The sequence below is a fragment of the Gilliamella sp. BG7 genome (assembly GCF_046635565.1).
Lineage (GTDB): Bacteria > Pseudomonadota > Gammaproteobacteria > Enterobacterales > Orbaceae > Gilliamella > Gilliamella apicola_P.
In genome coordinates this window covers 78,163-91,110 of sequence record NZ_JBIDFB010000003.1, presented here as the reverse complement: position 1 = coordinate 91,110, position 12,948 = coordinate 78,163, and the positions used below count along the sequence as shown (strand labels likewise).

Here is a 12,948-nt window from a genome sequence, read left to right as displayed (position 1 = left end):
TCCTTTTTAATTTATTCTGCTTTGTGATTATTAAGAATCGTCTTTTTCTCTTTCCTCATTTCAGCAGGAACACAATTTTGTGTCAAGTCAGTGCAAAATTATGATCGTGGGACTTATTGAAATTTTCTGATATGATAATGGCAATTTTTCATTTATTACGAGAGTTAATATGTTCGAGAATTTAACCGACCGTTTATCACAGACATTCCGCAATATTAGTGGTCGAGGAAGATTATCTGAAGATAATATCAAAGATGCATTGCGCGATGTTCGTATGGCACTACTTGAGGCAGATGTTGCACTACCCGTAGTTCGTGAATTTATTAATCAAGTTAAAGAAAAGGCTGTTGGATTAGATGTCAATAAGAGCTTAACCCCAGGTCAAGAATTTATCAAAATAGTTCAGGCAGAATTAACAACTGCTATGGGTGAGGTTAATAGTTCGCTCAATTTGGCAACTCAACCACCCGCAGTGATTTTAATGGCAGGTTTGCAAGGGGCAGGTAAAACAACGAGCGTTGCTAAGCTAGCTAAATTTTTAAAAGAAAAACATAAAAAGAAAGTGTTGGTTGTTTCTGCCGATGTTTATCGCCCTGCTGCGATTAAACAGCTCGAAACGTTAGCTAAGGCTATTGATGTTGAAGTTTTTCCATCTGATATTGCTGAAAAGCCAGTCAATATCGTTAATAAAGCAATTTCTCATGCTAAATTGCAATTTTTTGATGTGTTAATTGTTGATACTGCAGGACGTTTGCATGTTGATAGCGATATGATGGATGAAATCAAAGCGCTCCATCATGCTGTCAATCCAATTGAAACGCTATTTGTGGTCGATGCTATGACAGGGCAAGATGCCGCTAATACCGCTAAAGCGTTTAATGATGCATTACCGCTTACTGGTGTAATTTTAACAAAAGTTGACGGGGATGCTCGCGGCGGTGCAGCGTTATCAATTCGCCACATTACTGGTAAACCGATTAAATTCTTAGGGATGGGTGAAAAGACAGACGCTTTAGAGCCATTTTATCCTGATCGCATTGCTTCACGTATTTTAGGTATGGGCGATGTGCTATCTTTAATTGAAGAATTACAAAGTAACGTCGATCGCGAAAAAGCAAAAAAAATTGCCAAAAAGCTAAAAAAAGGTGATAAATTTGATTTTAACGATTTCCAAGATCAGTTAAAACAGATGCGTAATATGGGCGGAATGGGGGCTTTGTTAGCTAAATTACCCGGTGTTGGTCAACTTCCTGATCATATTAAAGCACAGATGGATGATAAAATTACCATCAAAATGGAGGCAATCATTGGTTCAATGACATTAAAAGAGCGTGCTAATCCTGAAATCATTAAAGGTTCTCGTAAACGCCGTATTGCCAACGGTTCGGGAACTCAGGTTCAAGATGTCAACAAGCTGTTAAAACAGTTCGAAGATATGCAAAAGATGATGAAAAAAATGAAAGGTGGCGGCATGATGAAGATGATGCGCCAAATGAAAGGATTAATGGGCGGTGGTATGGGATTACCTCCTCGTTAAGTCATTAATACTAAATTTTCAATTAAATGAGTTATATCTGAGTACTTAGTAACTGTTAACTATAGCTTGCCGTACAACCACTATCGCACTTATAAATAGTGCAATAGTGGTTTTAATTATTTAATTGTTTGGTTTACTCGATTTTATTTTTACTGGACGACTCATAGTTAGCACTGTACCTATTGATGAGGTAATAATAAAAATAATGGCTAAGCACTGGTAGTGGGTTAGTTGTTCATGCAAAACAATGAGCCCAGAAAGCGCGGCAAAAACAGGCGATAAGCTCATTAATGTACTAAATGTTTGTGCCGGTAATTTTGGTAGTGCAATCATGTCTAATCCATAAGGGATTGCTGATGCTAATAATGAGACCAGAAAAACCATTGGGAGCAATTCCAACGAAAACATGGTACTGCCACTTTGCCAAATTCCAATAGGAAATAAAAAGCACGAAGCAATGACTGATCCAATCGCTACGCTGGCTGAGCCATAAATAGTGCTGGCTTTGCGTCCAAATAAGATGTAACACGCCCAACCACTTCCAGCTAATAGCGCAAATAAAATACCCTTGGGATCTAAATTGCTTGAAGCTTGTTCAATGGGTAAAAGCATAGCCAAGCCAATAATAGCAACACCTAACCAAATAAAATCAAGTACTTTACGCGAGGAGCACATCGCCACCATAATTGGCCCTGTGAGTTCAATGGCAACTGCAATACCTAGCGGAATTCTTGCGATTGCGTTGTAAAACGCTAAATTCATACAACCAATTGAAATACCGTATAAAAAAATGTATTTTAGTGCTTGTTTTGTCAGTGTTTTACGCCACGGCTTGAATATTAAAATTAGCATAATTGCTGAAAAAAATAATCGCCAAGCTGTCATCCCTTCAGGCCCTAATACAGGAAACAGATATTTGGCTATTGAGGCACTGCCTTGCACTGAAATCATCGAGATAAAAATTAACAAAACAGGCCAAAACCTTTTAAGCATAAATAATTACCTTAAATTAAAGTTATTGTATATGAAACTAATGACAAAAAGTTTCAGGAAACTATGTGTTTGAGTATAAAAAGCATATATTTAATTGATTTATTGGCTAGTTAGCTTTCTCTTTTTACTGACAATAAGGCAAGATCTTGTAACGCTTGTTTATAAGGCGAATCAGGTAAAATTGCGATAACGTCAAACGCTTTTTGCGCTTCTTTTTGAGCGGTTTGTAACGTAAAATCTAGCGAACCACATTCGTCCATGATGTTTAAAATACGATCTAATAATTGTCGACCATTACCTTGCTCTATTGCTTGGCGTATTAATGCCGCATCTTGGGCGTTTTTTGTGTGGTGCATAGCATGTAAAAGCGGTAGAGTGGGCTTGCCTTCGTTAAGATCGTCCCCTAAATTTTTACCTAATTTTTGATTGCTAGCGCTATAATCGAGTAGATCATCAATGATTTGAAAGGCTGTGCCTAAATATTTTCCATATTCTTGTAAGGCGAGTTCTTGCTCCTCACTAGCTCCAGCTAGGACAGCAGCAGAATGCGATGTTGCTTCAAATAGACGTGCCGTTTTTCGATAAATTACATCTAAATATTGTTCTTTTGTGATATCTGGATCGTTACAATTAATCAACTGTTGTACTTCACCTTCAGCTATTACATTGGTTGCAGCCGACATGATCGTCAATACTTTAAACGATTCTGTACGTACCATCATTTGAAAAGAGCGTGTGTAAATATAATCGCCAACTAATACGCTCGCGGCATTGCCAAAAAGTGCATTGGCGGTTGATTTGCCTCGGCGTAAATCGGATTCGTCAACAACATCATCATGCAATAAGGTGGCAGTATGAATAAATTCAATAAAAGCAGCAGTGATAATATGTTTATCGCCTTGGTAGTTGAGTGCTTTGGCTATTAATAATGCGATAACAGGACGTATACGTTTGCCACCACTACTAATGATGTAATTGCCTAATTGATTAATTAAAGCCACATCAGAAGTTAGTTCTGCCTGTATTGCCTCATTTACTTTGACTAAATCATTTTTAACAAGATCGAGTATTTGATTCATTGATGGAGTATTCATCAGCCTAACCACTACAAATAATAGATATTTATTTTCTATTATCTGATAAATATCTTTATGCAACAAGGTATCATCCATCTTATTTTAAAATAATACTACAAATGATAAGCATTTTCATTTAGAATAACTGTCATTAAGTTAAATATGATTATTATTATGAAGATTAACTTTGATATAGATCTCGATGATACTAAGGCCCCTTTGAGTCCAATTAAAAAAAAACCTAAAAATACCTATGTATGTACATCAGTTTCTGTATTGTCGCATCTTATCTTATTTGCTTTGCTCTTTAGTTCTGCCTTGTTTGCTAAAAATGTTGCTGTTGATGAAGGCGATAATGCGATTAAAGCTATTATGGTCGATCTATCGCAATTTGCCGCCCCTGAACAATCATTAGTTGAAAATACCCCTGAAATTCAAGGTGCGGAAAATAGTGAACTGATCGATAACAAACAAATTGAAGAAAAACCAGTTGATCCTGTTGTTGAACCTGAAGTAGTTAAGGAAGAAAATCCTGAATCTATTCTCGAAAAAATATCCGATAAATCAACGGTTGAACCCCAAAAGGAAGTTGTAGTAAAAAAAGAGAAAAAGCCGAAAAAAAAGCGCAGGCCAGTCCAAAAAGCTTCTCATAAACAAGTTAGGCAAGAAGTGGTTAGTGATAATTTGGCAAATACCTCTGTTGCACCCAAACTTTCAGATAATCGCCAATATTCAGGTAATCCTTCTCCAATTAGACGGAATCAACCTGAGTATCCACGCCGAGCGCTTGATATGCGCTTAGAAGGCTACGTGGTAGCAATGTTTGATATTAACAGCGATGGGCGAGTTGAAAATATTCGCATTGTTGAAGCAAATCCTAATAATATATTTAATCGTTCGGTAATAAATGCCATGAAAACTTGGAAGTACAAACCAATTCCAGCAAAAGACCTAAAAATTAGGATTATTTTTAACCGTGATAAATCAATTAAGTTGGATTAATAATTAGGTAGATGAAAACAAAAAACCGTAATTTTTATTTTAAAAATTACGGCAACGACACAATTAATGAGTAAATTTATTTTCCATTAATTTTTCAATTTCGGCTGGGTCTTTTGGAACATCACCTGTCAGAACTTCATTTCCTGCGTCAGTAATTAAAATGTTATCTTCGATCCGAATACCGATACCTTTATATTGTGCTGGTACATCTGATTCTTGATTAATATAAAGCCCTGGTTCAACGGTCAATACCATTCCTGGTTCTAAAATTCGATCTCGTCCACTACCAACATCATGTACATCAATACCTAACCAATGGCCTAAACCGTGCATGTAATATTGTGTATAAGCTTTATTAGCAATTAAGCTATCAACATCACCTTGCATAATCCCGAGTTTTACTAAACCTTCTACCATCGTTCTTACAACTTGATTATTGACTTCCATAATTGACGTGCCCGGTTTAAATAATTTAATGGCTTGATATTGTGATGCTAAAACGATGTTATAAATTTCAAGTTGAGCGTGGTTAAATTTGCCATTGATAGGAAAAGTGCGAGTTATATCTCCTGCATAGTACTGATATTCACAACCCGCATCAATTAAAACTAAATCGCCATCTTTTAACTGCTGACTATTATTTTCATAATGTAGTATACATCCATTATTACCACTACCAACAATGGTGTTATAAGATGGTGCTCGTGCGCCATGCCACGCAAATTCATGCAAGATTTCAGCTTCTAGTTGATACTCATACATATTCGGTTTACATCTTTGCATTGCTCGAACGTGAGACTGAGCGCTGATTTTGCAAGCCTTGCGCAATATTTTTATTTCAAAATCTGATTTAAACATGCGCATTTGATGAACTATCGGTCGCCAATCGATCGTGCTGTTTGGTGCATAAAGATTTAATCTACTTCCTTGTCGCAGCGTATTCATTGCGCGATTTACGATTCTATCGGCATATTGATACTGTTGGTCGGCATGGTAAACCGCCGTTTTGCCATTTAATAAATCAGGTAATACTTTTTCAATCTCATCAAATGTATAAGCTTCATCAACAAAAACCGTCTTTAATGCGGCATCTTGACCTAAACGGTAACCAGTCCAAGTCTCTGCTAGCGTATCTTTGGGGCGATTAAATAATATGTATTTAGTTGTATTATCTTTTTGTTTAACTACTGCAAATACCGCTTCTGGTTCAGAAAAAAGTGTAAAATACCAAAAGTCGCTATTTTGTCGATATGGGTAGTGGGTGTCATTACTCCTCGTCATTTCTGGAGCAGCAAAAAAAAGTGCGATACTATTTGGTATCATTTGATCTAGTAATTTTTCTCGACGTGCAAAAAGTTCTGTTTTGATATCAGTATTTATCATTGTGATTCCCCCTGAAGATGTAATGTTATTAATATTAATGGATTGTTGGGGGTGTGTCAGCCTCATTAAATTCGTTAAATTCATCAAAACATAGCATAGAAGTTATGCGAACATACTCTTTTATCTCTTCAAAAGCAAAACCAAGCTCTTGTTGATCTTCATTTTCATCATAGCCTAGTTTAACAATTTGACGTAGGTCATAAATAGCTTCACCAACATCACCTTTGATGTGGTTAATTTTAGGTTGCACAAGCCCAATACCAAGTAAGAAATGATTTACCCAACCAACTAGATCATCCAGTTGTGTATATAAATCTTTGTCGCTAAGTAATAACTGAAAGCTGAAATCTTCTTCAAAAAATTGCTGTTTGATAAGCGCATAAAGTTGGCTAATTTTTTCATCTAATGATGTTGACATTTTTTGACCATTATTTAACATATCCTCAACTAATGGACGCCAGCTTTCGTCATAGTTACCTCCAGCTAATATACCTGAAAGAAAACCATGTAACTCTGCGGCAGTAATGCCTATTTTATTTTGAATTAATTGGCGATTAAATTCGTCGTAATTGATAGTATCTGACATAAACTTCCCCTAATATTATTACATCAAGAAAAATGCACTCTGCACTTTCTTCGATTATTAGTATATAATTTGCATCTAGTTATAAATCATAAACAGGTTGCTGTGCTTTATAAAGGAATTATTTTGAATATTATAGGATTTATCATGAAATTTTCTCTGCAACTATTATTTTTTGCAGGATTAATATTATCATTAACCTCCTGTGGTTCGCCTTTATCTAATAAAGGCGTAATTGTCCTTGATGTGCAAAATAAAATACATACCTATGTAACCAGCCAAGATTTACCTTCATCTTATAAATTGGGTAATAGTGAACAGGAATTACAACGATTTGAAGCTTTCTGTAGAGATGAGATCCGTGCATCACAACTTGATGGTAGTGAAGAAATCGTTTTTGAGAATATTAAACATGGAATCCATGGACAGGTAGAATTTAAAAAATGTAGTGATAAAGTCACTCGTATCTACCGATACTGATAAATTACGGCTATCTTAATGTGATAGCTAATACGGCTGACTTAATATAAAAGATCAATTAAATCTTACTAGCCTTTCAGGCGTTTTTTATTTATATTGGTCGGTGAAACAAAATATTTTGGGAGTAAAATAATATGTATAAACAAGATGTAACTATTACTGCATCTAATGGTCTTCATACCCGCCCTGCTGCACAATTTGTTAAAGAAGCAAAGAACTTTAATGCAGAAATTACTGTCACATCTAATGGTAAAAGTGCGAGTGCTAAAAGTCTGTTTAAGTTACAAACGTTAGGTTTATCACAAGGAACAACTATTACCATTTCTGCCGAAGGTGAAGACGAAAAAGAAGCTGTTGCTCATTTAGTAAAATTAATTCCTGAGTTGGAATAATAACTCCCAGTTAGCTATGAACGGTTTTAAAATAGAATAAGGATTAAATGTTATGGTATCAGGTACACTTGTTTCCCCCGGTATCGCTTTTGCTAAAGCGCTATTATTAAAAGAAGAGCCTATTGCTATTAGTAATAGACAAATTCTTGATAACAAGATTGAGGCTGAAATTGAGCGCTTCAAGGAAGCTCGCCAAAAATCAAGTAAACAGCTACATACGATTATGGAACGAGCAAAATCCACATTAGGCGAAGATAAAGCTGCCATTTTTGAAGGGCATATTATGCTTCTTGAAGATGAGGATCTTGAACAAGAAGTTATTTCTCGTATTCAAAGTAAACATTCAACCGCTGATGCCGCTGTTCAATCTGTATTTGAAACCCAAGCTAAAGAACTAGAAAACCTAGATGATGAATATCTAAAAGAACGTGCTGCAGATATTCGTGATATTGGTAAACGATTACTCAAAAATATTTTAGGTATTGAAATTGTTGACTTAAGTGCTATTAGCCAACCATGTATTTTAGTTGCAACAGATTTAACACCTTCTGAAACAGCTCAACTAAACCTAGACATGGTGTTAGGTTTTATTACTGACGCAGGTGGACGCACCTCGCATACTTCAATTATGGCTCGTTCTTTAGAAATCCCAGCTATCGTTGGAACATCTAATGCAACTCAAGCAATCAAACAAGGTGATTTTGTTATTTTAGATGCAATAAATAATGCCATTTATATCAATCCAGATCACACAACTCAAGAAAAATTAAAACAAGTTCAAGCTAAATATATTAGTGATAAAGAAGAACTAGCTAAATTGAAAGATCTACCTGCTGTAACCCTTGATGGCCATCAAGTAGAAATTTGCGGTAACATTGGTACAGTGCGTGATATTGCAGGTGCTGAACGTAACGGTTATGAAGGTGTTGGCCTATACCGTACTGAATTCTTATTTATGGATCGCGAAGCTTATCCTGATGAAGAAGAACAGTTTAAAGCATATAAAGAAGTAGCTGAATCAACCAATGGTTTATCGGTAATTGTCCGTACCATGGATATTGGTGGCGATAAGGATGTACCTTATATGCATTTACCAAAAGAAGAAAATCCATTCTTAGGTTGGCGAGCAATTCGAATCTGTTTAGATCGTAAAGAAGTACTTCATGCACAATTACGCGCAATTTTGCGTGCATCTGCATTTGGTAAATTACGCATTATGTTCCCAATGATTATTTCTGTTGAAGAAATCCGAACATTAAAATCCGAAATCAATATTCTTAAAGAACAATTGAATGCTGAAGGTAAAGCATTTGATAAAAATATTGAAATTGGTGTAATGATTGAAACTCCAGCAGCAGCTGTGATTGCACATCACTTAGCCAAGGAAGTAGACTTTTTTAGTATCGGTACCAATGACTTAACACAATATACGCTTGCTGTTGACCGTGGTAACGAATTAATTTCTCACCTTTATAATCCGTTTTCGCCTTCAGTGTTAACTCTGATTAAAAATGTTATCGATGCTTCTCATAAAGAAGGTAAATGGACAGGTATGTGTGGAGAGCTTGCTGGTGATGAAAGAGCCACAATCTTATTGCTCGGCATGGGACTTGATGAATTTAGTATGAGTGCAGTATCAATTCCTAAAATCAAAAAATTAATTCGCAATACTAACTATGAAGAAGCGAAAAAATTTGCTGATACTGTATTAGAAAAAGCAACTTCTAAAGAAATAATTGATTTAATTGAAAATTACACTGCTGAAAAGCAAATTTGTTAGGAGGCAATAATGGGTCTATTCGATAAAATTAAGCAATTAGTATCCGATGATAACAAAAATAGCATCGAGATTATTGCTCCTTTAAGTGGCGAAATCGTTAAAATCGAAGATGTGCCAGATGTGGTTTTTGCTGAAAAAATTGTTGGTGATGGGGTAGCTATTAAACCTTCTGGTAACAAAATTGTCGCTCCATTAAGTGGGAAAATAGGAAAAATCTTCGAAACCAATCACGCTTTTGCTATAGAATCGGATGAGGGAATTGAGCTTTTTGTTCATTTTGGTATTGATACAGTAGAACTAAAAGGTGAAGGCTTCAAACGAGTTGCTGAAGAAGGTCAGCAGGTAAAAGTAGGTGATACCATTATTGAAATTGATTTACCTCTACTTGAAAGCAAAGCTAAATCCGTATTAACTCCGGTAGTTATTTCTAATATGGAAACCATAATAGAATTAAATAAATTATCTGGCTCTGTCGAAGCAGGTAAAACTCCAATAATGCGTGTGAAAAAATAATTTTTTCACTATTATAAAAAAACCTTCAGTTTTAGCTGAAGGTTTTTTTATGTTATAAATTATCTTTTTTAATAATACTTAACGCCATTTTTTGTATTGGTTGATTAAGCTATTGGTTGAATCATCGTGAGAGCTAACTGGTTTATCATCTGCTAATTCAGGTAAAATACGTCCAGCAAGTTGTTTACCAAGTTCAACACCCCATTGATCAAAACTAAATATATTAAGAATAACTCCTTGAGTAAAGATTTTATGCTCATACATCGCAACTAAGGCACCAAGAGCATAAGGTGTAATTTTTTTCACTAATATTGAATTAGTTGGTTTATTACCTTCAAATACTTTAAATGGTACAACAGATTTCACTTCATCAAGATTTTTTCCTGCAGCTATGAACTCTTGCTCGACCTGTTCTTTTGTTTTACCAAAAGCTAAAGCTTCAGTTTGAGCAAAAAAGTTAGATAATAATTTGGGGTGATGATCTCCAACTGGATTATGGCTTATTGCTGGCGCAATAAAATCACAAGGGATGAGTTTAGTACCCTGGTGAATTAATTGATAAAATGCATGTTGACCATTGGTTCCTGGTTCGCCCCAAATAATTGGACCTGTTGTGTAAGGTGTTTTATTACCGTTGCGATCGACACTTTTACCATTTGACTCCATATTTCCTTGTTGGAAATAAGCCGCAAAACGTTGCATGTACTGATCATATGGTAAAATAGCTTCAGTTTCAGCACCACAAAAATTATTGTACCAAATACCAATTAATGCCAGTAACGTTGGGATATTTTTATCAATTGGTGCATTTTGGAAGTGTTTATCCATCGCATGGCCACCAGCTAAAAATTGTTTGAAGTTATCAAAACCAATTGATAAAACAATCGATAAGCCAATTGCCGACCAAGATGAATAACGTCCACCAACCCAATCCCAAAATTCAAACATATTAGCTGTATCAATACCAAATTTTTCAACTTCTTTAGCATTAGTTGAAAGTGCAACAAAGTGCAAAGCAACTGCTTTATCATCTTTAGCAGCGTCAAGTAACCATGCTCGTGCTGTTTGTGCATTTGTCATAGTTTCTTGAGTGGTAAAAGTTTTGGATGCAACCAAAAATAAAGTGGTTTCAGCATTTAAGCCTTTTAACGCTTCAACGATATGTGTGCCATCTACATTTGATACGAAATGCATGTTCAAGTGGTTTTTGTAAGGTCGTAGTGCTTCGGTAATCATTACTGGCCCTAGATCCGAACCACCAATACCAATATTGACCACATCGGTAATGGCTTTACCTGTGTATCCTTTCCATTCACCATTAATGATTTTTTTACTGAATGACTCCATCTTAGCTAAGACAGCGTTAACATCATCCATCACATTTTTGCCATCAACATAAATTGGTGTATTTGATACGTTACGTAATGCAACATGTAATACAGCTCGATTTTCTGTACGATTAATCTTTTCACCGCTATGCATGGCTTTAGTTGCACCAATTAGATCGCATTCATCAGCTAGCTTATAAAGCAATTCTAGCGTTTCTTGCGTTACTCTATTTTTAGACAAATCAACTAAAAACTCATCTTCAAAAGGAATAGTAAGTTTTTCAACGCGTTTCGGTTCTTCTTTCAAAATTTGTGCAATGGTTTTATTGTGGTGTTTTTCGTAACTAGCTTGAAGGGATTTCCAAGATTGGGTTGTTGTCGGATCAATTGATTTTAACATAATTTATTCCTTAAATAATATTGCATTATAGTCATAATATAACTATGCTTATAACGATGCAACTAAGGATCTTATCGATTAAAAATAATATGTAGGAAAACGCTGTACTATTTAGATTATATGTTTAAAAAAATCTGTTAAAAACACGTAAGGTGTTTTACCGCAAAGCACTTAAATTTTTATTTTCTATCTTTTTAATTTTCAAATTTTGACAAGGATGACCATATCATTAGTAAAATTATCAATTGCTTTTATTATTTTTATATCCACCCCCTTCGTTTTGTTTATTTGCATATGGATCGGCTACACTAATTAGCACCAGTTTTATAAGGTCATTGTTATGATAAACTAAAAATAAGAGAAGGTAACAACAATGGCAATCGATTCATCACGAAGAGCAAAACGTAGCTTTACTAACGAGTTCAAAAAACAAATGGCCATGCTATATCAAAATGGTAAAAAACGTGCGGATATTGTCGCAGAGTATGACCTCACCAAATCAGCATTAGATAAGTGGATAATGCAGTACCAAACTACCGGCTCATTCATCGCAAAAGATAATCGTCGAACTGAAGAAAACGAACTTATCGCGCTACGCAAAGAGAATAAACGCTTGTTAATGGAGAATGATATCCTAAAGCAAGCGGCGTTGATAATGGGAAGAAAATCGAGTTAATTATTACATAATAAGCATCGATACAGCTTACGTGCATTATGTCGATGTTTAAATGTAACCCGAAATCGTTTCTATTATCAACGGCAATTAACGCAGTAACCACAAGATATATCGCTAAGTAAAATTTTTAATAATAATTATCGTACTTATGGTACAAAGCGTCTGCAAGCAGAGCTGAGAAAGCAAGGCATAACCGTATCTAGACGCCGAATAGGTCGAATCATGGCGAAAAATGGCTGGGTTTCGAAATACACCTGTAAACAATATTGTATCCATACAGAAAAAAGCAATGAATCGCCGGTGGGGAATGAACTGAATCGAGAATTTGATATAGGTCAACCACGAAAGATATTGGTGACCGATTTAACCTATGTAAGGGTTAAACAACGTTGGCACTACCTTTGTGTAATTGTTGATATCAGTAATCGAGAAATAGTGGGACGAAGTGCTGGCAAGCATAAAACAGCGGCACTGGTCATGCAAGCTATGAGTCAAATTCCAATGAACTTACAGACGATTGAGTTGTTTCATTCTGATAGAGGAAAAGAGTTTGATAATCATTTGATTGATGAAAGTTTAACAGCATTTGGAATTAAACGGTCGTTAAGTCGCAAAGGCTTCCCCTATGATAACGCAATTACAGAAAACACATTTAAAGCAGTGAAAACAGAATTTGTGTCAAGATTCACTGGCGCAACTTAAATTGGAATTTAATCACTATGTGGATTGGTTTAATTATAATCGACTTCATTCAACATTAAATTACTAGTCGCCGATTGAATACAAAAGAAATCGATGGCCTTAT

Annotated in this window: 11 protein-coding genes and 1 pseudogene; 7 read left to right on the top strand and 5 right to left on the bottom strand. The window is 35.4% G+C overall.

Annotation, left to right across the window (positions count from 1 at the left end):
* The first annotated feature begins 169 nt into the window (after window positions 1-169).
* Window positions 170-1,537, top strand: a complete 1,368-nt coding sequence (gene ffh, locus ACGH49_RS03200; RefSeq protein ID WP_411588224.1) for a signal recognition particle protein — start codon at window positions 170-172, stop codon at window positions 1,535-1,537.
* A gap of 120 nt (window positions 1,538-1,657) precedes the next feature.
* On the opposite strand, the gene ACGH49_RS03195 is transcribed toward ffh, so the two are convergent.
* Both ACGH49_RS03195 and ispB read right to left on the bottom strand, forming a co-directional pair.
* On the bottom strand, window positions 1,658-2,530 hold the full coding sequence (locus tag ACGH49_RS03195) for an EamA family transporter (protein ID WP_065589708.1): 873 nt from the start codon (window positions 2,528-2,530) through the stop codon (window positions 1,658-1,660).
* 110 nt (window positions 2,531-2,640) lie between these two features.
* The gene (gene ispB / locus ACGH49_RS03190) at window positions 2,641-3,624 is read right to left on the bottom strand and encodes an octaprenyl diphosphate synthase (RefSeq protein WP_065609938.1); all 984 of its coding nucleotides are present in this window, start codon (window positions 3,622-3,624) and stop codon (window positions 2,641-2,643) included.
* A gap of 156 nt (window positions 3,625-3,780) precedes the next feature.
* Here ispB and ACGH49_RS03185 point away from each other — a divergent pair, with 156 nt between their 5' ends.
* Window positions 3,781-4,608, top strand: coding sequence for a TonB family protein (locus tag ACGH49_RS03185; protein WP_034911107.1), 828 nt, complete (start codon window positions 3,781-3,783; stop codon window positions 4,606-4,608).
* A 63-nt stretch (window positions 4,609-4,671) separates the two neighbouring features.
* Here ACGH49_RS03185 and pepP read toward each other — a convergent pair whose 3' ends face one another.
* Together pepP and ACGH49_RS03175 are read right to left on the bottom strand one after the other, a co-directional pair.
* Window positions 4,672-5,988 (bottom strand): Xaa-Pro aminopeptidase, encoded by a 1,317-nt coding sequence (gene pepP / locus ACGH49_RS03180; RefSeq protein ID WP_411588276.1) that lies wholly within the window; start codon window positions 5,986-5,988, stop codon window positions 4,672-4,674.
* A gap of 37 nt (window positions 5,989-6,025) precedes the next feature.
* Entirely contained in the window at window positions 6,026-6,577 is a 552-nt protein-coding gene (locus ACGH49_RS03175; protein WP_411588223.1) for a UPF0149 family protein, read from the bottom strand.
* A 144-nt stretch (window positions 6,578-6,721) separates the two neighbouring features.
* On the opposite strand from ACGH49_RS03175, the gene ACGH49_RS03170 reads away from it, so the two are divergent.
* From ACGH49_RS03170 to crr, 4 genes are all read left to right on the top strand, one after another.
* Window positions 6,722-7,054, top strand: a complete 333-nt coding sequence (locus ACGH49_RS03170; RefSeq protein WP_411588222.1) for a hypothetical protein — start codon at window positions 6,722-6,724, stop codon at window positions 7,052-7,054.
* 134 nt (window positions 7,055-7,188) lie between these two features.
* Window positions 7,189-7,446: a phosphocarrier protein Hpr gene (gene ptsH, locus ACGH49_RS03165; RefSeq protein WP_034911114.1), complete on the top strand. Its 258-nt coding sequence runs from the start codon at window positions 7,189-7,191 to the stop codon at window positions 7,444-7,446.
* 52 nt (window positions 7,447-7,498) lie between these two features.
* Window positions 7,499-9,226: a phosphoenolpyruvate-protein phosphotransferase PtsI gene (gene ptsI, locus ACGH49_RS03160; RefSeq protein ID WP_065605982.1), complete on the top strand. Its 1,728-nt coding sequence runs from the start codon at window positions 7,499-7,501 to the stop codon at window positions 9,224-9,226.
* 9 nt (window positions 9,227-9,235) lie between these two features.
* On the top strand, window positions 9,236-9,739 hold the full coding sequence (gene crr / locus ACGH49_RS03155) for a PTS glucose transporter subunit IIA (protein ID WP_296207989.1): 504 nt from the start codon (window positions 9,236-9,238) through the stop codon (window positions 9,737-9,739).
* Between the two features lie 78 nt (window positions 9,740-9,817).
* Here crr and pgi read toward each other — a convergent pair whose 3' ends face one another.
* Window positions 9,818-11,467: a glucose-6-phosphate isomerase gene (pgi, locus tag ACGH49_RS03150; RefSeq protein ID WP_411588221.1), complete on the bottom strand. Its 1,650-nt coding sequence runs from the start codon at window positions 11,465-11,467 to the stop codon at window positions 9,818-9,820.
* Between the two features lie 373 nt (window positions 11,468-11,840).
* Between pgi and ACGH49_RS03145 the strand changes: the two are divergent.
* Window positions 11,841-12,912, top strand: a pseudogene (locus ACGH49_RS03145) (IS3 family transposase).
* Window positions 12,913-12,948 lie beyond the last annotated feature (36 nt).